The organism is Pseudomonas sp. SID14000 (assembly GCF_002165135.1).
Taxonomy (GTDB): Bacteria; Pseudomonadota; Gammaproteobacteria; order Pseudomonadales; family Pseudomonadaceae; genus Aquipseudomonas.
On sequence record NZ_NFZQ01000002.1, the window covers coordinates 458,152 to 480,344 of the forward strand.

Sequence of the window (22,193 nt, forward strand, 5' to 3'; positions counted from 1 at the left end):
ACAGAATTCAAGAGCTGTGCAGTACCTGTGGGAGCGGGTTTACCCGCGAAGAGGTCGGCTCAGGCTACCTCAATGTCAGATCAAACCGCCCCACGGCTGGCGACGCCATCCACCAACCGCGCAATCCCCAGCGGGTTGGCGTTTTTCAGCGCATCCGGCAGCAGCGCATCCGGGTAGTTCTGGAAGCACACCGGGCGCAGGAAGCGGTCGATGGCCAAGGTGCCGACCGAAGTGCCACGGGCATCGGAGGTGGCCGGGTATGGCCCACCATGCACCATCGCGTCGGATACCTCGACGCCGGTCGGGTAGCCGTTCAGCAGCAGGCGCCCGGCCTTGCGCTCCAGCAGCGGCACCAGCGTGGCGAAGACGCGCAGGTCGTCCGGCTCGGCAATCAGGGTGGCGGTCAACTGGCCTTGCAGGTGGCGCAGCGCTTCGACCAGTTGCTGGGCATCGGCCACCTCCACCAGCACGGTGGTTGGGCCGAACACTTCTTCCTGCAGCAGCGGGTCGCTGTTCAGCAGCAGGCTAACGTTCGCCTTGAACAGCTGCGGCTGGGCCTGGTTGCCGGCTTGTGGCTGGCCGACAAGGTGCTGGATGCCCGGGTGCGCCAGCAGGTGCTGTATACCGTTCTGGTAGCTGCGCAGGGTGCCTGCGTTGAGCATGGTCTGCGGCCCCTGGTCGGCCATGCGTGCCACCAGCGTATGCACGAAGCGTTCGAACTGCGGCGACTTGATGCCCACCACCAGGCCCGGGTTGGTGCAGAATTGCCCGCAACCCAGCACTACCGAGGCGGCCAGTTCGCCGGCTACCTGCTCGCCACGGGCCTGCAGGGCCTGGGGCAGGACAATTACCGGGTTGATGCTGCTCATTTCGGCAAACACCGGGATCGGCTGCGGACGCGCCGCCGCCATGTCGCACAGGGCGCGGCCACCACGCAGCGAACCGGTGAAGCCGACCGCCTGGATGGCCGGGTGCTTGACCAGTGCTTCGCCCACGCCGGCGCCATAGATCATGTTGAACACGCCTGCTGGCATGCCGCTGCCGGCCACCGCGCGGTCAATGGCCGCAGCCACGTGGGCAGCGGTGAGCATGTGCCCGCTGTGGGCCTTGAACACTACCGGGCAGCCGGCCGCCAGCGCCGAGGCGGTGTCACCGCCGGCGGTGGAGAAGGCCAGCGGGAAGTTGCTGGCGCCGAATACGGCCACCGGGCCGACGCCGATGCGGTACTGGCGCAGGTCCGGGCGCGGCAGCGGGGTGCGCTCGGGCAGGGCACGGTCGATGCGCGCACCGAGGAAATCGCCACGGCGCACCACATCGGCGAACAGGCGCAACTGGTTGCTGGTGCGGGCGCGCTCACCGCGGATACGTGCCTCGGGCAGTGCGGTTTCGCGCATCACATGCTGGATGAAGTCATCGCCCAGTGCGTCCAGTTCGTTGGCGATGGCGTCGAGGAAGGCGGCGCGCTGTGCCGGGCTGGTGCTGCGGTAGGCCGGGTAGGCGGCTTCGGCGGCCAGCGCGGCGGCATCGACTTCGTCGCCGGTCGCCTGGTGGAAGGCGTATGGCAATGGCTCGCCGGTGTGGGCGTCGACGCTGTTCAGCAGCACGTCACCGTTGCTGCTGAGCTGGCCGGCGATGTGGTTCAGGCGATGTTCGATGGACATTTCGTTTCCCGTTGGCAATGACAGTCGATGGGCTGGGACTGTAGGGGGCGAAATGCGTGCTGAATAATGATTAATGCCGATCAGGTGATAACAGATCGTTATCGCAATGGCCTTCTCCACAAGTTTCCATCGTATGCACGGCCCCCTGTGGGAGCGGGTTCACCCGCGAAGCAGGCGACTGGGTGTATGGCACCGGCTTTGCCGGTATTCGCGGGTAAACCCGCTCCCACAGGGACCGCGCAAATGCTCGAAAGCGCGTGTGTCACTCGGCCATCTGCAACTCCGGCAGCTTCACCCGGAACGCCCGGGTAAGCCCCAGCAGCACCACCAGGCCCATGCCCATCCAGCACAAACCGATGGTGAACGACAGGCTGGTCAGGCTGCTCCACAGCCACAGCGTGCTGAGGAAGCCCAGGCCGGGAATGGCGCCGTACAGCAGGTAGTTGCGAGCACCATGCAGCTTATGGTCGATCAGGTAGTGCTTGACCACGGCCAGGTTCACCGCCGAGAAAGCGAACAGCGCGCCAAAGCTGATCATGTTGGCCACCGTGTCGAGGGTAATCACCAAGGCAATCAGCGACAGTAGGCTGACCAGCAGGATGGCCGTGGCCGGTACGCGCTTTTTCGTCACCAACTGGCCGAACGCACGGGGCAGCGCACCGTCGCGGCCCATGGCGAACAGCACCCGCGACACGCTGGCCTGGGACACCATGGCCGAGGCGAAGCAGCCAGCCACGTAGGTGGCGGTGAAGGCAGTCACCAGCAGCTCACCGCCGACCCGGCGCATCACATCCACCGAAGCCGAGTCCGGGTCGGCGAAGCTGCCCCAGTCAGGGAACACCATCTGTGCGCAGTACGACACCACCAGGAACAACATACCGCCGATCAGGGACACGGCAAGGATTGCCACCGGAATGCGGTAGGTCGGGTTGCTGGTTTCCTCGGCCATGGTCGAGACCGCATCGAAGCCCAGGAACGACAGGCACAGCACGGCGGCGCCGGTCATGATCAACGGCACGCTGAAGCCTTCGTGGTGGAAGGGTGCCAGCAGTGACACCGGCTGCGCCTGCCCGCTGAGGTTGTGGATGGACAGGGCGACGAACACGATGATGAACACCAGTTGCGCCACCACCAGGATCCAGTTGACCCGGGTGATCGACTCGATACCGATCAGGTTGAGGAAGGTGACCAGGGCAATGGAGCCCGTCACCCACACCCAGGCATGGATGGCCGGGAAGTACTCCGACATGTAGATGCCGATCAGCAGGTAGCTGAGCAGCGGCAGGAAGATGTAGTCGAGCAGCAGGGTCCAGCCGGTGATGAAGCCGATGTGGCTGCCGAAGGCCTTGCGGGTGTAGGTGTAGACCGAGCCGGAGTAGGGGTGGGCCTGGACCATGCGGCCATAGCTGTAGGCGGTCAGCAGCATGGCGGCGAGGGTCAGCAGGTAGGCGATGGGCAGGTGCCCCTTGGTCATCTGGGTGACCAGCCCATAGGTGGTGAATACTGCAAGGGGGACCATGTAGGCCAGGCCGAACAGCACCAGGGCGGGCAGCCCCATGGACTTGCGGAAACGGCCATTGCTGGCGGTGGATTGCGACGGGCTATGTGCAGGGCTATGGGCTGTACTTGTTGTTGTATGCATTGCTAACTCCTGGAAATGGATGCAGGACGCCGCGGCATGCGAGCGGGCTCGATACCGGTGGGAGGTGTGCAAGGAGGTCGAGCGGGTGGCTCGCAGCGCTGGGGCGGGTTGATGCTCCCACACCCCGCAGGTACCCGGAATCACCCTTTGGGGTGAGCCCTGAGAAAGCGGTGTGTGCTCACCCCAAAGGGTGATTTCGGTGTTTGCAGTGCCATGGGAGTATCTGGCCAACAATGCACCGCACTGGCGGCGGTGCCTCTACTTGATACGGCAGGCCCACAGTGACTGATCAATTGCTTTCGCAACAGTGGTTCGAGCACCTGGCCAAGGTCACCGAGGCGATCGGGCGGCCGGGCTTTGCTGCCACCCTGTTTGCTGCACTTGGCGTAATCCGGCCGATCCAGGCGACCACGGTGTACCTGTACCCGCACGACGGCATGCCCTGCGCGTTGTTCGAGCAGGATGACAAGGCGCCCTGGCAGCCCGAGGGCAATGTCAGCCGCTACCTGTCCGGCTTTTATCTGCTCGACCCGTTCTACGGTGCCTGCGTGGAGCAGGTCGAGTCCGGTTGCTACGGCCTGTTCGAAGTGGCACCCGACCATTTCGAGGTCAGCGAGTACTACCAGTCGTTCTACCGGCACTCGCACCTGGAGGATGAGCTCAACTACATCCTGCAGGTCGCACCCGGGCAGAGCCTGGCGGTATCCCTGGCATTCACCGACAAGCTCGATGGACAAACCCGTGCGCTGTTCGGGCGTATCACGCCCTGGGTGCTGGCGGTGCTCAGCAAGCACTTCGCCGGGCTGGACAGCCGCACCGGGCGTTTCGAGAACATCCTCGAGCAGCGCATCCACGCAGCCCTGAACAACTTCGGCAGCTCGTTGCTGACCGAGCGTGAATGCCGTATCGCCCAGCTGATCCTGCGTGGCCACTCGACCAAGTCGCTGGCCGAGCGCCTTGGGGTGTCGGAAGACACCATCAAGTCACACCGCAAGAACGTCTACGCCAAGCTCGACATCGGCACCCAGTCCGAGCTGTTCTCCCTGTTCATCGACGCGCTGGCCAATGCCCAGGGCGTGCTGGGCAAGGACCCGCTGGAAAGCTACATGGGCAAGCTGCGCTGAGCGCCAGCAGCCCTGCAACCCACCGCAAAGGAAAACCAACAATGAATGCGCCTTTCGCCCCGCAACGCCAGACCCGCGACTACCAGGCATCCGATGCCGCGCACCACATCCATGCCTTCCTCGACCAGAAGGCGCTGAACGCCGAAGGGCCGCGGGTGATCGTCGGTGGCGAACGCCTGCACCTGTGGGACAGCGAGGGCAAGCGCTACCTGGATGGCATGTCCGGCCTGTGGTGCACACAGCTCGGCTACGGCCGCCGCGACCTGACCGCTGCTGCTGCCGCGCAGATGGACCAGCTGGCTTACTACAACATGTTCTTCCACACCACTCACCCGGCGGTGATCGAACTGTCAGAGCTGCTGTTCAGCCTGCTGCCGGGGCACTACAGCCACGCCATCTACACCAACTCCGGCTCCGAGGCCAACGAGGTGCTGATCCGTACCGTGCGCCGCTACTGGCAGGTGGTCGGCAAACCGAACAAGAAGATCATGATCGGCCGCTGGAACGGTTACCACGGCTCGACCCTGGCGGCCACGGCGCTGGGTGGCATGAAGTTCATGCACGAAATGGGCGGGCTGATCCCCGATGTGGCGCACATCGACGAACCGTACTGGTACGCCGCGGGCGGTGAGCTGACCCCGGCCGAGTTCGGCCGCCGCTGCGCCCTGCAGTTGGAGGAAAAGATCCTCGAACTGGGTGCCGAGAACGTCGCCGGCTTTATTGCCGAGCCATTCCAGGGCGCGGGGGGCATGATCTTCCCGCCGGAAAGCTACTGGCCAGAGATCCAGCGCATCTGCCGCCAGTACGACGTGCTGCTGTGCGCCGATGAAGTGATCGGCGGCTTTGGCCGCACCGGCGAATGGTTCGCCCATGAGTACTTCGGCTTCGAGCCCGACACCCTGTCGATCGCCAAGGGCCTGACCAGCGGCTACGTGCCCATGGGCGGGTTGGTGCTGAGCAAGCGCATTGCCGAGGCGCTGGTGGAGCGGGGCGGGGTGTTCGCCCACGGCCTGACCTATTCCGGCCACCCGGTGGCGGCGGCGGTGGCCATCGCCAACCTGAAAGCGCTGCGTGACGAAGGCATCGTGCGCCAGGTGAAGGACGACACCGGGCCGTACCTGCAGCGCATCCTGCGCGAGGTTTTCGCCGACCACCCTTTGATCGGCCAGGTGCAGGGCGCCGGGCTTGTGGCGGCGTTGCAGTTCGCCGAGCACAAGCCGACGCGCAAGCGCTTCGCCAACGAGAATGACCTGGCCTGGCAGTGCCGCACCTTTGGTTTCGAGGAGGGGGTGATCATTCGCTCTACCCTTGGCCGGATGATCATGGCACCGGCGCTGATCGCCAGCCACAGCGAGCTGGATGAGCTGGTGGAAAAGACCCGGATTGCCGTAGACCGCACGGCGCGGCTGGTCGGCAAGCTCTGAACCGCTGACAAGGGCAACGCATTTCCCTGTGGGAGCGGGCAAGCCCGCGAACACCGGCGAAGCCGGTGCCATCCACCGTGTCGCCTGATTCGCGGGCATGCTCGCTCCCACAGAGGAAGTGCGGTGTGCTTGCGGACTGTGTGGTACCTGTTACTTGCGCAAGAAAGACCGCCACGACGGTCGCCTGGAGTACAAATGTACACCCTCGAATTCTGGCAACAACGTGCCTCGGACCTCTACCTCCCGGCCAACGCACTGATCGACGGGAAGCCCGTCAACGCACAGGACGGCGCGACCTTCGCTGCCATCAACCCCGCTACCAACAAGCTACTGGCACAGGTCACCGCCTGCGGCCAACCCGAGGTCGACCTGGCTGTCGCCAGCGCTCGCAGGGCTTTCGAGCAAGGCCCATGGCCGCGCATGGCCCCGGGTGAGCGCAAGAAAGTGCTGCTGCGCCTGGCCGAGCTGATCATGGCCCATCGTGAAGAACTGGCCCTGATGGACTCGCTGAACATGGGCAAGCCGGTCATGGACGCCTACAACATCGACGTGCCAGGCTCGGCGCAGGTGTTCGCCTGGTACGGAGAGGCGCTGGACAAGCTGTACGACCAAGTGGCACCCACCGCGTCCAACGCGCTGGCCACCATCACCCGCGAAGCCCTGGGCGTGGTTGCCGCAGTAGTGCCGTGGAACTTCCCGCTCGACATGGCTGCCTGGAAGCTCGCCCCGGCGCTGGCTGCCGGCAACAGCGTGGTGCTCAAACCCGCCGAGCAATCACCGTTCTCGGCCCTGCGCCTGGCCCAGCTGGCGTTGCAGGCCGGGGTGCCGGAAGGCGTGCTGAATGTGGTGCCGGGCCTGGGCGAGCAGGCCGGGCAGGCGCTGGGCCTGCACCCGGACGTGGATTGCCTGGTGTTCACCGGTTCCACCCAGGTGGGCAAGTACTTCATGCAGTACTCGGCCCAGTCCAACCTCAAGCAGGTGTGGCTGGAGTGCGGCGGCAAGAGCCCCAACCTGGTGTTTGAAAACTGCCAGGATCTGGACCTGGCTGCGGAAAAGGCGGCATTCGGCATCTTCTTCAACCAAGGTGAGGTGTGTTCGGCCAACTCGCGGCTGTACGTCCAGCGCTCTATCCATGACGAGTTCGTCGAGCGCCTGCAGGCCAAGGCCCGCCAGTGGCTACCAGGCAACCCGCTGGACCCGGCAAGCCGTGCCGGGGCAATTGTCGATGCCGAGCAGACCAGTCGCATCGAGGCCGCCATTGCCCGGGCTGGGCAGGACGGGGCACGGTTGGTGTGTGGTGGTCGGCGCCTGACTATCGATGGTTCGGACAATTACATCGAGCCGACCATTTTCGCCGATGTCGATGGCTGCATGAGCCTGGCGCGGGAGGAGGTGTTCGGGCCGGTGCTGGCGATCAGCGCCTTCGACAGTGAAGAGCAGGCCGTGCGCCAGGCCAACGACAGCGTCTATGGCCTGGCGGCGTCGGTGTGGAGTGATGACTTCAACCAGGTTCACCGAGTGGCGCGGGCGCTGAAGGCCGGTACCGTGTCGGTGAACACGGTCGATGCGCTGGACGTCACGGTGCCGTTCGGCGGTGGCAGGCAGTCCGGATTTGGCCGCGACCTGTCGTTGCACTCGTTCGACAAGTATTCGCAGCTCAAGACCACCTGGTACCAGTTGCGCGCCTGATACTTCCGACACGGTGGCCGGATCTTTCATTGCGCTCCGTTAAATTTTCTTGCCAACCCGGCAGAGAGCTCGGGTCCGCTCTACACTGCTGCCAAGATGGGGCAGGGCTGCGTGCCGCCATGCGTCCCGTCTCGCTGCCTGCGAATGGCTTCGGCCTGCATGATCGTTCTGGCTGCCCCGTCAAATCGCCATACATGGAGTACCTGAGATGGGCTGCGTGTCGAATGGTCGTGCTGCTGGCAACGCCGGACGTGGCATTTCACTACAGTGGTTGGTGGCACTGGCCATCGTGCTGGGCATGTTGCTGCTCGGCGCCGCCCTGGCCTGGCAGGGCTATCGCGGCATTCGCCAGACCTTGGTGGCTGCAGCGGGTGATTCTGCCCAGCAAATAGGCAAGACCATCGACGAGCGCGCCCGGCGCCTGGTCGACCCGGTGCACAGCAGTATCCGCCTGCTCGCTCACAACCCGGCCGCGCAAACCGCGGCGCAGCGCCTGGAACGCTTGCCGCAACTGGTCGAGACGCTGGACGCCAATCGCATGCTCAGCGCTGCCTACATGGGTTACCCCAGCGGTGAGTTCCTGCTGGTGCGCCGCTTGCGCGACCCGCAGTTGCTGCAGCGTTTCGCCGCGCCGCCGGGCACTGCATTCCTGGTGCAGAGTGTCAGCCGTGAGCGCGGGGCGGTGCAGGGCGAGTGGCGCTTCTACGACCGGGCGCTGAACCTGCTGCAGGCCCAGGCCAAGCCCGAATACCGCTACGACCCGCGCACGCGCCCATGGTTTGTCGAAGCCAGCGCCCAACCCACTACCGTGCTGACCCACCCCTATGTGTTCTTCACCACCCGTGAGATTGGCCTGACCATGGCCCAGCGCAGCATCGACGGCGGGGCGGTGATCGGCATGGACGTTTCGGTCGACGACCTGGCCAGCGAGACCCAGGACCTGCGCATGACCCCCGGCACCGAGATCGTCGTGGTCGATGACCAGGGCAACGTGGTGGCCTACCCGGACATGCACCGGGTGATCGTGCACGAAGGGCAGGCCGTGCGCCTGTCGCGCATCGGCGAACTGGGCATTCCCAGCCTGGAGCACCTTTACGCTGACCTGCCGCAAGGCACCTGGCCGCACCCTTATCAGGTGGACGGCCAGACCTGGTACGGCATGCGTGTGCAACTGACCAACCTGGCCGGGCAGGACCTGCAGGTGCTGATTGCCGTGCCAGGCCATGAATTGCTGGCCGGCGCGCGCACGGTGCTGTTCGAGCAGTTACTCTGGGCCGCAGCGCTGGTGGCCGTGCTGCTGGTGCTCGGTGGGGTGCTTGGTCGGCGTATCGGCCGCCCGCTGCGGCTGCTGGCCGAACAGCTGCAAGGCCTGGCCGGTTTTGATTTCAGCCGCGAAGTCGGGGTGCATTCGCGGGTGTCCGAAGTGCGCGAATTGAGCCGCGTGTTGAGCCGCATGTCTGGCACCATCCGCAGCTTCCAGGCGATTACTCTCACACTCAGCCGCGAGCGCAACCTGGAGCGCATGCTCGACGGTGTGCTGACTCACTTGGTGGAAGCCGCCGGGGTCAACGCCGGCGTGGTGTACCTGTTCGATGCCGAGCACGCGCTGCTGCGCCTGGCCGCCTCCTGCCGTGGCGAGCAGTACCCGGGCGAGCTGGCCGTGGATGAAGCTGCCCAGCAGCACCTGGCCGCGGCGGTGACTCGGGCCCTCGGCCTGCATGAGCGCAGCCTGGCCTTGGTGCTGAATGACCGTAGCCAGGCGCTGCTGGGCATCCTGGTCCTGCAACTGGATGATGAACATGTACGTGAACAGGCGGGCCAGCCCTTCCGGCGCTTTGTCGAGGAGTTGTCGGGGGTGGTGGCAGTGGCCATCGAAACGCGCCAGCTGGCCGAAGCCCAGCAACGCCTGCTGGATGCCATGATCAAGCTGCTGGCCGACGCCATCGATGCCAAGAGCCCCTATACCGGCGGCCACTGCGAGCGGGTGCCACAACTGGCGCAAATGCTGCTGGACCAGGCGGTGGCGGCCGACAGCGGCCCGTATGCCAGCTTCAGCATGACTGCGGCCGAGCGCTACGAATTTCGTGTAGCGGCCTGGCTGCATGATTGCGGCAAGGTCACCAGCCCCGAGTACGTGGTAGACAAAGCGACCAAGCTGGAAACCCTGTACAACCGCATCCACGAGGTACGCATGCGCTTCGAAGTGCTGTGGCGCGATGCCGAGCTGGCCTACTGGCAAGGCCTGGCCAATGGTGCCAACCCGCAAGTGTTACAAGCTACCCTGACGCGCAGCCAGGTCCGGCTGCAGGACGACTTCGCCTTCGTCGCCCAGGCCAATATCGGCGGCGAGTTCATGCAGGACGCCGACATCCAGCGCCTGCAGCAGATCGGCCAGTGTCGCTGGCAGCGCCATTTCGACAACCGCCTGGGTATCTCCCGTGATGAAGCGGAACGCTTTGCCGGCGTGCCGCAGCCTGCACTGCCGGTAGATGAGCCGCTGCTGGCCGACCGCCCTGAGCATCGCGTGCCCTGGGGCACCCGCAAGCCGCCGGTGGCCAAGGACGACCCGCGCAACCGCTGGGGCTTCGACATGCGCCTGCCGGCCCACGCCAGCAATTTCGGCGAGTTGTACAACCTGACGATCCGCCGCGGCACGCTGAATGATGAGGAACGCTTCAAGATCAACGAGCACATCGTGCAGACCATTATCATGCTCAGCTCCTTGCCATTCCCGCGCCAGCTCAAGCGGGTTCCGGACATCGCCGGCAACCACCACGAGAAAATGGATGGCAGCGGCTACCCGCGCCGGCTGGGCGAGCAGGACCTGGGCATTGCCGAACGGGTGATGGCGATTGCCGACATCTTCGAGGCGCTGACCGCGGCCGACCGGCCTTACAAGGCGCCGAAGACCTTGTCCGAGTCGGTGAAGATCCTGGTGGGCATGGCCCGCGACGGGCACATTGACGGCCAGTTGCTGGAGCTGTTTCTCAGCAGCGGGGTGTATCGCCAGTATGCCGAGCGGTTCCTGCGTGCCGAGCAGATCGACGAGGTGGATGTGGCCTACTGGTTGGAACAGATGCGTTGCCCGGCCTGAACGAACAATCAGATTTAGCCCCTTCCTTATAGGCCATTTCCCAAAGATACTCACGCCGCCTGTTTCCCGTTGCGACCGCTTTGGCAGCGCTCTAGTCTCGGCGGGTCGCTGCACATCAGCGATCGGCTTTGACAGGCCGCCTCGGGTTGATCGCATGGCTGAACTTTCAATGGCAGCTGTGCGTAGGGCACGTTCGCGTGCGCCGGTAACTGATCAACTCCGCCGGTCTTTCATGCTGAAAGTTATCCCCGATCCACCCCACATCCCCTCATTCCTTCGAAGACACCTTGATCCAGATGCAGATGCCCGATGGGCGCAGCACTTTGCATTAAGGCTTTATTGATGTGTCGCCAGGGCTGGCCTCTTCGCGGGTGAACCCGCCCCACAGGATCACCACAGACTTCAAGACTTGCACAGTACCTGTGGGAGCGGGTTTACCCGCGAAAGGGCCGGCTCAGGCACTCGAGATATTTCAGGGGGACTGAATAATGACCATAGAAGACACCCAACTCACCGTCGGCAAGACCACCTTCTACCAAGGCGAAAACGGCACCCATCCACAAGCAGTGAGAGTTTGCCTTCAGGTCGCATGATGGCCGCAAGGCGTTTGCCGTGGCAGTTTCAGTGCCTGTCAGATCGAGCGCCGCCCGCGCGGCGCTTCGCGGGGCAAGCCCGCTCCCACATTTGTTGCAACGTGCCAAACCTGTCAGGCCATGGTTGCCCGCTTTGTTGGCCTGACGAAACCTCCTCGTTGGCGCGGCTGCCGCCCCACCTATCTTCAGTCGTGCGCCAAGGCTGACAACCATGGCCTCACAGGCATGGCCACGTTGCAACAAATGTGGGAGCGGGCTTGCCCCGCGAAGCGCCGCGCGGGCGGCGCTCGATCTGACAGGCGCTGCATTCCTTTCGGCATACAGGACCAATCACTCATACCCCCGCACCCCGGCAATATGCCGCCCAGCTACATAGCCAAAGGTCAGCGCCGGGCCGAGGTTGATGCCACCCGACGGATACCAGCCGCCAAACACGCTGGCCATGTCGGTACCCGCAGCATACAGGCCTGCAATCGGCTGCCCGGCCTCATCCAGCACCCGGGCATTCCCGTCGGTGCGCAGCCCGGCAAAGGTGCCAAAGCAGCCGGGCTGCACCTTCACCGCATAGAACGGCCCATGCTCGATGGGCGCCACGCAAGGGTTTGGCCCTTTGTGCTGCGGGTCGCCCTGCTTGCGGTTGAAGGGGGTGGAACCACGGCCGAAGGCCGGGTCCTGGCCGTTGCGGGCATGCTTGTTGAAATCGCTGACCGTGGCGCGCAACCCTACCGGGTCGATGCCACAGATCTCGGCCAGCTGTTCAAGGGTGGCGCCTTGCTTGAGATAGCCGCTGCGCACATGCGGCCACACCGGCAGCGGTGCCGGGCGGGCGTGGCCCAGGCCGTAGCGGCGCAGGAAGCGATGGTCGCAGACCAGCCACGAACACACCTCTTCGCCCTGCGGCACCGCCGCGACCATCGCCGATACATAGTCGTAGTAGCCGTGCGCTTCGTTGACGAAACGCTTGCCGTTGGCCAATACACCGATGATGCCCGGTTTGCCGCGTTCGATGATGTGCGGGAAATGTCCAACACTGCCGTCGCGGTGCGGCACTTGCGAAACCGGTGCCCAGGCCACCGGCGACTCCAGGTCGGTGGCGACCACGCCGCCGGCCGATTCGCCCAGGCGCAGGCCATCGCCCGAGCAGCCCTTGGGTGGCAGGGCCAGGTTGTCGTGGCCGCTGGCATCGCGCGGGAACAGTTGCCGGCGCCGGGCGTTGTCGTTGGGGAAACCACCCGCCGCGAGCACCACGGCCTTGGCACGAATCAATTGCTCACCCAGCGGTGTTGCCACCAGCGCTCCCCGCACCTGGGCATCCTCGAGCAGCAGGCGTTTGGCTGGTGCTGACTCCTGCAGGTGCACGCCCAGGTCCTGCGCCGATTTGGCCAGGCGGGCCACCAGCGCTACGCCGTTGACCAAATGCATCGCCTGGCCATACCGGGCCAGGTGGTACAAGTGGCGGCCGAAGCGTTTGCACACGTGCAGCAAGGCCTTGGGCGAGCGGGTCATGTTGAGGAAGGCGGCAAGGTCGGCACCGGCCATGATCGGCATGCCCATGAACGAGGTTTCGCGCAGGGTCTTGCGCAGGCGTGGCAGTAGCGCGCCAACTTCGCGGGCATCATAGGGGGCGGCGATCACCTGATGCCCGCCCTCGGCCGAACCCGGTGTGTCGCCATGCATGTCGGGGATGCCATTGCCGTCGGCAAACTGCAGTGCCGTGTGCTTTTCGAAAAACGCCACCATGTGCGGGCACGCCTCGAGAAAGGCGTCGACGCGCTCGGCGTTGTAATACGCCCCCAGTTCATTGCGCAGGTAGGTGCGCGGCTGCTCGATGTCTTCCTCGATGCCGGCCCGGCGTGCCAGCGGGTTGCGCGGTACCCAGGCCCAGCCGCCGGACCAGGCAGTGGCGCCACCGAATACTGGCTCTTTCTCTACCACGATCACCTTCTGTCCATGCCAGGCGGCCGTCACGGCCGCAGCCAGCCCGGCGGCACCAGAACCTATGACCAGTACATCGCATTCGGCTTTGAAGGGAGCGGAAGGCATCGCGGGATTCCTGTGTTGTTATTGGAACAATGTTCCACATTCTTATTGGCAGTGGATCGGCCCGCAAGGGTGTGATGACCATGTCAGACAAGTAATGGGCGATAACCGGACAGTTCGTGCTGCCCCGGCTGCGGCGGCTATCGGTGGTGTGGAATCATCTTCTAGAATTCGCAAAAAATTTCAGGGACCTGTGTCATGGCTGGTAGTCAGATCGAACGCGCCTTCAGTCTTGTAGAAAGCCTTACCGGTGAGCCGCAGGGGCTGCCGTTGCAAACCCTGGCCGAGCGCCTGGACATTCCCAAAAGCGCCGCCCATCGCATGCTCACCGAACTGGTGCGGTTGGGCTATGTACGGCAGAACCGTGACAACAGCCGCTACCAGCTGTCGGCCAAGCTGGTGGCGCTGGGCTTTCGTTACCTGGCCAGCAGCGGTGCCGACATCATCCAGCCGATTCTCGACCGCCTGGCCCAGGACAGTGGCGAACTGGTGCGCCTTGGTGTGATCGACGGTGCCCGCCAGACCTGGATCGCCAAGTCCCAGGGCGCCCGTTCCGGGTTACGCTACGACCCGGACATGGGCCGCGACGCGCCGCTGTTCTATACCGCCTCCGGGCATGCCTGGCTGGCCAGCCTGGACGATGAGCAGGCGCTGCAGATGGTGTTGCGCCAGGGCATAGCCGACCCGGCGCAGTTCGGCCCGAATGCGCCTCGCTCCACCGACGAGCTGCTCACCTACCTGCACCGCGCCCGCGAGCGCGGCTATGCCTGGGTCGAGGAAACCTCGGCCATTGGCACTTCGGCCTTGGCTGCGGTGGTGCGCCGCCCGCAAAGTAACGAGGTGATCGGCGTACTGAGCATCGCCGGGCCCAGTGCGCGCCTGGCGCAAAACCGCCTGGCAGAGCTGGCGCCGCTGTTGCTGGCGGCAGCGGAGGAGCTGTCGGCGGCCAGCCGGGCCAGCGAGTTGTTCGCTTGACGGTGCATTTCCGGTCGATTACCGCACAGTCTGTTCTGCCGGTTCTTCTGAAAAGCTGAACATGGTTCTAAATTGTCGAGTATGGATTGTGGAACATGGTTTCAGAATCTATATGACAACAATGACAAGAGGACAGACTGTTGAACGCACCCCTTCGTATTGCCTTGATCGGCGTCGGCAACATGGGCCGCCAGCATTACCAGCATCTGCTCAATGTGCCGCAGGCGCAGCTGTGCGCCGTGGCCGACCCGGGCCCGCAGGCCGAGGCCTTCGCGGCCGAATGCGGCGTCCCCCGTTTTGCCGACCACCGCCAGATGCTGGAGCACGTGCGCCCCGAGGCAGTGATCATCGCCAACCCGAACAACCTGCATGTCGCCACCGCCCTGGATTGCGTCGAGGCTGGCGTACCGGTGCTGGTAGAAAAGCCGGTGGGCGTGCATCTGGATGAAGTCCGCGCGCTGGTGGAAGCCTCGCGCCGCCACAATGTACCGGTACTGGTGGGCCATCATCGCCGGCACAACCCGCTGATCGCCAAGGCTCACCAAGTGATTGCCGACGGCAAGCTGGGCCGGCTGATCAACGTCACCGCGCTGTGGCAGTTGCAAAAGCCCGATAGTTACTTTGAAACCCCCTGGCGCCGCGAGCCGGGTGCTGGCTTCCTGCTGACCAACCTGATCCATGACCTCGATCTGCTGCGCCACCTGTGCGGCGAGGTGGTACAGGTGCAGGCATTCACCCGTAACGATGTGCGCGGTTTTGCCAATGAAGACAGCGCGGCGGTGCTACTGCAGTTCGCCAATGGTGCGTTGGGTAGCCTGACCGGCTCCGACGCGGTGGCTGCGCCCTGGAGTTGGGAGCTGGATTCCGGCGAAAGCCCGGTATATCCGCGCCAGGATGGCCAGCCATGCTACCTGCTGGCCGGTACCGAAGGGGCGCTGAGCATTCCGCAACTCAAGCGCTGGCACTATGCCGAGGCCGGGGCGGGCTGGCATACGCCGTTGTTGCAGAGTGAGGAAAGCATCCCGGTCGGCGAGGCATTGACCCTGCAGTTGCAGCACTTCGTGCGGGTTGCCCGGGGCGAACAGGCGCCGCTGATCGATGCCGCCGACGGTGGCCGCACCCTGGCGCTGATCGAGGCGATCCGCCAGGCAGCGGAAAGTGGCCGGGCCTGTGCGCCCGAGCAAATTGCCTGACTTGCCTGGTGACCATGATGACTGATCGAATTTTCTCCCTGGCAGCGCTGACGGTACTTGAAATGTCCCCGCCGGACATGGTCGAGGCTGCAGCCCGCGCCGGTTACAGCCACGTTGGCCTGCGCCTGGTGCCGGCCACCGAGCAGGAACAGCATTTTCCGCTGATGGCCGATGCCGACCTGCGCCGGCAGACCCAGGCGCGCCTGCGCGACACTGGCATCAAGGTGCTCGACCTGGAAATCCTGCGGCTCAAGCCGGACACCGCTGTGGTCGATTTCGAGCCGATTCTGGCGGTGGGTGCCGAGCTGGGTGGCACGGAGCTTCTGGTGGCCGGCAACGATCCGGATGAAGCGCGTCTGACCGAGCGCTTTGCCGCGCTGTGCGACCTGGCGGCAGGCTACGGCATTTATCCGCACTTGGAATTCATGCCCTGGACAGATGTGCGTGACCTGCCTGGGGCCATGCGTGTGGTGGCCAATGCCGACCGCGCCAATGGCTGCGTTCTGGTGGATGCCTTCCACTTCAACCGTTCCGGCGCTTCTCTGGACGATCTGGCGCAACTGGCACCGCAGCGCATGCGCTATGCCCAGCTGTGCGACGTTGCCGGCCCGGTGCCGACCGACATGGACGAGATCCTGCGCCAGGCACGCAACGAGCGGCGCTTTCCGGGCGAGGGCGATGCCGATCTGGTCGGCCTGTTGCGCGGCTTGCCGCCAAGTGTGCCGTTGAGCCTGGAGATCCCCACACGGCAGTTGCTGGAACAGGGCATAAGCGGCGAACAGCGTGCGCGCATGGCGCTGGAGAAGGCCATGGCAGTGTTGGCCAGAGTCTGACTGATAAAACGCGGCGCATTGCACGGGCTATCGCCCGTATTCGCGGGCACGCCCGCTCCCACAGAGCTGCACATGATTCACTGACTTGGCAGGGGCCTTGTGCGAGCGCATGTCTTGAGTCAGGCGCGGCCCCCACACAGTGCGTGTATCAGATTGCTCAAAAAAAGGGCCCGCAAGGGCCCCGTAGAGGAAAGTGGCCAGCGCGGTCAGGCGCGCTCGATCTTGCGCGGCGCCATGAAGTACATCCACACCAGCGCCAGGAAGTACATCGCCGGAATCATGGTGAACAACACGGCATAGTTGTTATTGGTAGCGGTCAGCACGCTACCGACGATCTGCGTCATGAACATCCCGCCAATTGCCGCGCACATGCTGCCGAAACCGAACACAGTGCTCACCAGGTGCTTGGGCGTGTAGTCCATCACCAGGCTCCAGATATTCGCCGTCCACGCCTGATGCGCACCCACCGCCAGCGAGATGGCCGCCACCGCGACCCACAGGCCACTGGCGTTGGCCGCAAGCATGACGCTGACCATGGTGCAGGCGAAGATCAACATCGACACCAGCCGCGCCGTGGTGGCGCGCACGCCACGGCCGATCAGCCAGGAAGACAGGATACCGCCGCCGATGCTGCCGAAGTCCGCCGTCAGCCAGATGATGATCAGCGGGATGCCCATCTGGGTCACGTTGATGCCCAGGCTGTACTGCTGGTTGAGGAACGGCGGCAGCCAGTACAGGTAGAACCAGAACACCGGCGCGGTAATCGCATAAGCCACCGCGAACGCCCAGGTACCACGCAGGCGCAGGATGCGGCTGAACGGTACGCGGGTTGGCTCGGGTTCGTCGTCCTGCTGGATGTATGCCACCTCGCTCTGGCGCACGCGTGGATGATCCTCAGGGTTGTAGTACTTCAGCAGCCACAGCACCACCCACACCAGGCCAAGGCTGCCCATGGCAATGAACGCGGCCTGCCAGCCCCATACGGCCAGAATCAGCGGCAGCAGGGCTGGCGTGACCATGGCGCCGACGTTGGTGCCGGCATTGAACAGGCCGGTGGCGATGGCCCGTTCGCCAGCCGGGAACCACAGGCGCACGGTCTTCACGCAGGCCGGGTAGTTGGCGGCCTCGGTCAGGCCGAGGATGAAGCGGCAGACCATGAAGCCGGCGGCTGAAGTGGCCAGGCCATGGGCGCCGGTGGCCAGGCTCCACAGCAGCACGGCGAAGAAGAACGCGCGTTTTACCCCGACCTTGTCGATCAGCCGGCCTTGCAGCAGGAAGCCGATCGCGTAGCCGACCTGGAACCAGAAGTTGATGTTGGCGTAGTCCATCGCCGTCCAGCTCATTTCCTTGGCCAGGACGGGCTGCATGATGCCGAGCGCGGCACGGTCGATGTAGTTCAGGGTGGTGGCGAAGAACACCAGGGCAAGCATGCCCCAACGGGTCTTGCCGACGCCGAAGGCGCCGCGAAGCTTGTCGCCGATCGAACCCTGGGGCATCCGGGGGGCGGCGGGGGTGATCTTGGAGTGGTTCATAAACTGCTCGTTTCTTGAAATTGTATTCAGCTGCGGTGCTACGGATACGTGACCGGATTCCCAGGCAGGGGGCACGCAAGGCCGGTGCATGGTGAGCAGTGAAGGCGGCAGCGTCAATTCAAGGGAGGGGCTAGTGTTCGGTTATCGAACGGTTGCGTTGGCCTGCGGGTGAGGCAACGGGTCAACGTATATTGAGGGTAGATGGCGTGGCCCCTGGTTGCTCAATACCGCAAGCAGGTCGTGTTCTGGGTGGGGCATAAATTGTCGCTAGAGCAATCAGAACCATACAGTTGCCCAGCGTTCGACCTCCATGCGGCCGTATTGCTGAATCCAGATTTGAAGGGTTTTGTGTAAAGTGCTTTTCGCTTCTACCACTTCACCGGTATACGGGTTTATGTAGTATTTGCTTTGCCGCGACCTGAAACGTGGGAGTGGTGGAAGTGGTAACCACGGGTGTTGAGTTTTGTTGCTTTCACATTCACTAATGGCCAGGACATGGGATAAGTCGAATTGGTATTCATCAAGCAGCGCGTGGAGTTTGCTTTCGAATTCAAATTCGCGTTTTAGGTGGGGGTTGATTTTTATGAAGTAGAGTTCGGACTTTTTGGCAGCGAGAAGGCGCTCGAGTGCACGAAATTCAGCAAGTCTGGACATGTCGTGTCTCCATCGGTTGATGGATGTAGTGTCAGTGGGTGTTAAGTGGGAATGCAAGCAATGAAATAATTTGTGAATGTTTTTAGGTGCCTATGGTGGTGTTGCCGTTATTGGGCCTGTTTGGTTTTTAGTTGCCTGTGTAAGTATATTCCTACCCGGCGACATTTTTTGAAATAGAGCAAGTTGGTATGGGCATGCTGGTGGGAGTTGGCTTGCCGGTGATGGGCCGCAGGGCGGCCCAGAAGGCTCGACTGACAGGCTTCAGCCTAAGGACCTGTTTCTGTCCGGGATTTGATTGCGGCTGTTCAACCGCTATCGTCGAAGTGGCTGGCTTATGCTGTCAATCAATGAGCCAGCCTGGATCTCCCTCAATCAGAGTCCCTCCGTGGCTGGTTGTGTCTCCTTCCCTGGCCGCTGGTTGTCCCTCGATGATCGTGCAGGCAGCGCCTGTTTCGATGACAGCACCGCAACTGATGCGGTCGCCCACACGTGCGACGGCTCTGCCATCGACGAATGTTGCGCTAGCACCTGTTTTCACGTTGCCGTCGCCATGGAGCGGGCAGCTATGACGGTGACCTACGAGTACGATTGGTTTCATTTGCGCTTCCTTTTGCTTGGTCGGAGAGGTGCCTCTTCGAAGGCTTCTGGGGGCGGTGGGGCTGCTCTGACGTTGAACAGTCGACAGACGCCGTACCAGCAGATGGCGACGGAGAGGTTGTAAGGGAACAGCACGGCCCAGAACGGTAATTGCCAGTTCTTCTTGCCTTGCATTTCACCGGGTTCGCCGGTTCGCCAAGGGGCGTAGTGGCGCCAGGCTTCTGCCGGGGTCAGGCAGATGGCGTGAAGCGGCCTGTGCCACCAGTTGGGTTCGCCAGGTGGGGGAAGTTTGTCCGGGCCGTGCTCCATGAAGTGGCGGAGGTATTCCCAGACTTCGGCGACGTGCTTGACGCCGGGTTCGGTGGGTTCGTTGCTGTCGACCCAGAGGCAATCCTTTTGGTGAAGGCTGCCGTCCTTTCGGCGAGGGGCAAAGGCGAGGGCGTAGCTAGTGCTGAACGATGAACCGCCAAATTCAGTACGTTTAAAAATACCTCCGCCGGTATTATTCCAATCAAAAATTATTAATTTTCTCAAGCGTTGATAGTAGATTTTTTGAGTTTTCCGGTTAAGGCATAAACTTGATAATCGTTTTATGAAATATATCCGATAAACTAGGAACGGAAGGAAGATGAACGGCCCAAGCGCTGTTCCGGTGATCAAGATAGGGTTGAAGGTAGATGGCTTCCAGGCTTTGTCGGATAGTAGGACAGGGTAGAATCCGATCATCAGTGCGAGGATCAATGCACAGTACAGCTTTCCCATGAATACAGAGTCTGTTACCCAAGGATTTCGTAGGTATAGAATATTTTCGGAAAAGCTTAATAACTGTCCGTTAATAGCAGGTTTATGACCTGAGTCGGATGTTGTGTTGAATAGCCAAATGGTTGCCATGATCAGCGCTCAAGACGGAAAGTTGAATGGATCTCATTGTCTTCGTCTAGCCCTTGGTTGGCGCTGTAGGATAGATGCAGTGAGACGTGGCTTTGGTTGTGTAACGTTTTTTCGAAATGTAGAACCAACCCGGCGCCGACAATTTGACCGGTTGGGGCGATTGGAAATACGTCCAGTCCTAAGCCCTCACGGAAGGCGCTTAAACTTCCAGACCACTGGCTTGTCCCGATCACGAAACCCGGGAGAAGTACTGCGAACTCAACGGTCGGTTGAGATGTGGCCACTTCGTTATGAGTGATAGCTGTCCAGTTTGGCGGTGCCCAGTGATTGTTATCGTGCCATAGGGTATCGACTTTGCTTGCACCGAGTGATAAGGCCTGTTCAGCTGACAGTAGTTTTGGCCCATAGTGCTCGTCGTGCCAAGCTTTGATTTCTGCGTGCACTGTGGGGAATGCAGGTAGTTTCTCATCATGGTCTAAGGAGAGCTCAGCGCGGACTTCTCCATCGTTAATGCGATTGCCGAAGATGCTACGCGTTGCCCAAAGTTCAATTGGGTTGTGAAGACGCTCATGTGCTTTCGCGTGAAGGTAGAGGCCTCCTGCAATGATTACGGTTCCTACAAGTACCAGCGCAGCCGCGGCCCATCCGGCAAAGGGCACTAGCGTTGTAACGCCAGCAATTGCAAGCCCAGCCTCAAGGACGACAGCAGATCCAAGTGCCATGGTTATTCCACCTGTCAGCGTGTATGCGGCGGCACCTTGGTTTCCGTTCTCGTTCTGGCGCCACGCTTTGGCGAAATCAGAGAACAGGCTAAATGCTATCGCTGGGTATCCTGTCAAACGCGCGTAAAGATTACTGCTTAAGAATTTTATAATCCCGTTGCCAAAGGCCATGCCAGGCGCCGTTGAGCTCAACCTCAGCATCACGGCCTTTTGCGTTGCCCGCACGCTGACTAATGTCGCTGCCGCCGCACCGATCACCCCGAAAATCGAAGAAGCGAACCCCATGGTGTATTCCGGTGCATCGCTCTGCTGCAGGCTGTTGTAGGCGGTCTTGAGCGAAATCACGTTGAACCACAGCATTCCCGCATTCAATCCACCGCCGCCGCCCGACGTGAGTAACCCGAGAAAGTTAGGTTTCACTCGCGCGGTGGTGGTCAGTTCGATTGACACAGTCCGGCTTCCCGAGATGCGTAGCTCTTTCATCTCTTCAACCTGCGCCATACCGCTCTTCAGGTACTTTTCCACCTCCTGGCTAAAGGGATTGTCCCGGATGGCCTGCTCGGTGATCTGGTAACGCGCTGCCAGCAGTCCCAGCGCTTTCTCGGCATTGGCCTCGCGCGCCGCCAACAGCACCTGCTGACGCAGGCCATGACTGGCATCCCAGCGGGTCTGCCCACGCAGGCGCTTGAGCACCACGGTGTTGATCGACTGGGCAGTGAGATCAGTAATGTTGGCCATTGCGGGAAAACGACCCGCCAACCCTTCGATCACGTTATCGCTGGCGCCGAGCAAGCTGCCGATTGAATCCGCCTTGTCCTTGAACGGGTTGAACGGCGCCAGGGCGGTGTATAGCGGGCTGTCGTGCTGATCCAGCCACTGCTCAAGACGTTTGAGCCGCGGGTCCAGTTCTTCGGTGCCGGGCGCCGGCTGGCCCATCGACTGAATCAGCAGCGCCAAGGATATTTCCAGGCCGCGGGCGGAAGTGGTTTCGTCGCGGTCGTAGCAGGCCAGGGCCGCAGCCAGGCTATAGGGATTATCGACATGCTCGGGCTCGGCGGTCCCGAGCCAGGCGTCGTGATCGTGGCTGGCTTGCAAGGCCTGGTTGCGCAACGCGATGATCCGGCGTTCGAGTTCATCACGCTCGGTGAGGAAGCGCCGGTACTTGGCGAGGTCGAGGCGCTTTGCCAGACGGGCGCCGTTGGGGGAGTAGTCTTCGTGGGTGAGGGCCTGAAAACGTGACTCGGACGGCGACAGGGCGGGGCCGCGGCGCTCGGTGCCAAGGCGGAACTCGGCCAGTTCCGGTGAAGGTGCATCCGCCGGGTACAGGCTTTCCAGCGTCTTGTTCAGCAGCATGGCCACCAAGTTGCGATGATGGAAGTCGCGGCTTTGCACGCTCAGCTGCTCGGCATCCAGTTTGTAGCACGCCGGTACGCGTTCCTGTTCGGGCCCTTGTGCCGGTTTCATGTGTTCCAGCTGCTCGGCGGGCATCAGGTCGCGCAGTTGATGCTGATAGGCCGACACCGTCAGGC

The 22,193-nt window shown here is 62.7% G+C and carries 15 protein-coding genes; 7 read left to right on the top strand and 8 right to left on the bottom strand.

What is annotated here, in order from left to right:
- Positions 1-80 precede the first annotated feature (80 nt).
- Both CAY82_RS04995 and CAY82_RS05005 read right to left on the bottom strand, forming a co-directional pair.
- The gene (locus CAY82_RS04995; RefSeq protein ID WP_087500183.1) at positions 81-1,661 is read right to left on the bottom strand and encodes an aldehyde dehydrogenase (NADP(+)); all 1,581 of its coding nucleotides are present in this window, start codon (positions 1,659-1,661) and stop codon (positions 81-83) included.
- Between the two features lie 262 nt (positions 1,662-1,923).
- Positions 1,924-3,303, bottom strand: coding sequence for an APC family permease (locus CAY82_RS05005; protein WP_087500185.1), 1,380 nt, complete (start codon positions 3,301-3,303; stop codon positions 1,924-1,926).
- Between the two features lie 281 nt (positions 3,304-3,584).
- Here CAY82_RS05005 and CAY82_RS05010 point away from each other — a divergent pair, with 281 nt between their 5' ends.
- The 4 genes from CAY82_RS05010 (at position 3,585) to CAY82_RS05025 (ending at position 10,634) form a co-directional block, all read left to right on the top strand.
- A complete protein-coding gene (locus CAY82_RS05010) occupies positions 3,585-4,427 on the top strand; it encodes a helix-turn-helix transcriptional regulator (protein ID WP_087500186.1) in 843 nt (280 codons plus the stop codon).
- Between the two features lie 41 nt (positions 4,428-4,468).
- Positions 4,469-5,851 (top strand): aspartate aminotransferase family protein, encoded by a 1,383-nt coding sequence (locus tag CAY82_RS05015; RefSeq protein WP_087500187.1) that lies wholly within the window; start codon positions 4,469-4,471, stop codon positions 5,849-5,851.
- Between the two features lie 195 nt (positions 5,852-6,046).
- A complete protein-coding gene (locus CAY82_RS05020; protein ID WP_087500188.1) occupies positions 6,047-7,540 on the top strand; it encodes an aldehyde dehydrogenase in 1,494 nt (497 codons plus the stop codon).
- 208 nt (positions 7,541-7,748) lie between these two features.
- Entirely contained in the window at positions 7,749-10,634 is a 2,886-nt protein-coding gene (locus CAY82_RS05025; RefSeq protein WP_087500189.1) for an HD domain-containing phosphohydrolase, read from the top strand.
- A gap of 923 nt (positions 10,635-11,557) precedes the next feature.
- Here the strand turns inward: CAY82_RS05025 and CAY82_RS05030 are convergent.
- On the bottom strand, positions 11,558-13,270 hold the full coding sequence (locus tag CAY82_RS05030) for an FAD-dependent oxidoreductase (protein ID WP_087500190.1): 1,713 nt from the start codon (positions 13,268-13,270) through the stop codon (positions 11,558-11,560).
- Between the two features lie 195 nt (positions 13,271-13,465).
- On the opposite strand from CAY82_RS05030, the gene CAY82_RS05035 reads away from it, so the two are divergent.
- The 3 genes from CAY82_RS05035 (at position 13,466) to CAY82_RS05045 (ending at position 16,268) form a co-directional block, all read left to right on the top strand.
- Positions 13,466-14,242, top strand: coding sequence for an IclR family transcriptional regulator (locus CAY82_RS05035; protein WP_087500191.1), 777 nt, complete (start codon positions 13,466-13,468; stop codon positions 14,240-14,242).
- 140 nt (positions 14,243-14,382) lie between these two features.
- Positions 14,383-15,435 (top strand): Gfo/Idh/MocA family protein, encoded by a 1,053-nt coding sequence (locus tag CAY82_RS05040; protein WP_087500192.1) that lies wholly within the window; start codon positions 14,383-14,385, stop codon positions 15,433-15,435.
- Between the two features lie 17 nt (positions 15,436-15,452).
- Positions 15,453-16,268, top strand: coding sequence for a sugar phosphate isomerase/epimerase (locus CAY82_RS05045; RefSeq protein WP_087500193.1), 816 nt, complete (start codon positions 15,453-15,455; stop codon positions 16,266-16,268).
- Positions 16,269-16,474: 206 nt separating this feature from the next.
- On the opposite strand, the gene CAY82_RS05050 is transcribed toward CAY82_RS05045, so the two are convergent.
- From CAY82_RS05050 to CAY82_RS05070, 5 genes are all read right to left on the bottom strand, one after another.
- A complete protein-coding gene (locus tag CAY82_RS05050) occupies positions 16,475-17,800 on the bottom strand; it encodes an MFS transporter (RefSeq protein ID WP_087500194.1) in 1,326 nt (441 codons plus the stop codon).
- A gap of 276 nt (positions 17,801-18,076) precedes the next feature.
- Positions 18,077-18,454: a histone-like nucleoid-structuring protein, MvaT/MvaU family gene (locus CAY82_RS05055; RefSeq protein WP_087500195.1), complete on the bottom strand. Its 378-nt coding sequence runs from the start codon at positions 18,452-18,454 to the stop codon at positions 18,077-18,079.
- 340 nt (positions 18,455-18,794) lie between these two features.
- A complete protein-coding gene (locus tag CAY82_RS05060; protein WP_087500196.1) occupies positions 18,795-19,052 on the bottom strand; it encodes a PAAR domain-containing protein in 258 nt (85 codons plus the stop codon).
- Positions 19,049-19,942, bottom strand: coding sequence for a DUF6708 domain-containing protein (locus CAY82_RS05065; RefSeq protein WP_087500197.1), 894 nt, complete (start codon positions 19,940-19,942; stop codon positions 19,049-19,051). Before CAY82_RS05065 ends, CAY82_RS05060 begins: the two co-directional genes overlap by 4 nt.
- A 2-nt stretch (positions 19,943-19,944) precedes the next feature.
- Positions 19,945-22,193: T6SS effector BTH_I2691 family protein (locus tag CAY82_RS05070; RefSeq protein WP_087500210.1), on the bottom strand; the 2,249-nt coding region annotated here is incomplete at its 5' end.

Bases quoted from the DNA above. Each gene is read 5' to 3' on its own strand.
- CAY82_RS04995 (WP_087500183.1), bottom strand. From the start codon at position 1,661: ATGTCCATCGAACATCGCCTGAACCACATCGCCGGCCAGCTCAGCAGC.
- CAY82_RS05005 (WP_087500185.1), bottom strand. From the start codon at position 3,303: ATGCATACAACAACAAGTACAGCCCATAGCCCTGCACATAGCCCGTCG.
- CAY82_RS05015 (WP_087500187.1), top strand. From the start codon at position 4,469: ATGAATGCGCCTTTCGCCCCGCAACGCCAGACCCGCGACTACCAGGCA.
- CAY82_RS05020 (WP_087500188.1), top strand. From the start codon at position 6,047: ATGTACACCCTCGAATTCTGGCAACAACGTGCCTCGGACCTCTACCTC.
- CAY82_RS05025 (WP_087500189.1), top strand. From the start codon at position 7,749: ATGGGCTGCGTGTCGAATGGTCGTGCTGCTGGCAACGCCGGACGTGGC.
- CAY82_RS05030 (WP_087500190.1), bottom strand. From the start codon at position 13,270: ATGCCTTCCGCTCCCTTCAAAGCCGAATGCGATGTACTGGTCATAGGT.
- CAY82_RS05035 (WP_087500191.1), top strand. From the start codon at position 13,466: ATGGCTGGTAGTCAGATCGAACGCGCCTTCAGTCTTGTAGAAAGCCTT.
- CAY82_RS05045 (WP_087500193.1), top strand. From the start codon at position 15,453: ATGACTGATCGAATTTTCTCCCTGGCAGCGCTGACGGTACTTGAAATG.
- CAY82_RS05050 (WP_087500194.1), bottom strand. From the start codon at position 17,800: ATGAACCACTCCAAGATCACCCCCGCCGCCCCCCGGATGCCCCAGGGT.
- CAY82_RS05055 (WP_087500195.1), bottom strand. From the start codon at position 18,454: ATGTCCAGACTTGCTGAATTTCGTGCACTCGAGCGCCTTCTCGCTGCC.
- CAY82_RS05060 (WP_087500196.1), bottom strand. From the start codon at position 19,052: ATGAAACCAATCGTACTCGTAGGTCACCGTCATAGCTGCCCGCTCCAT.
- CAY82_RS05065 (WP_087500197.1), bottom strand. From the start codon at position 19,942: ATGGCAACCATTTGGCTATTCAACACAACATCCGACTCAGGTCATAAA.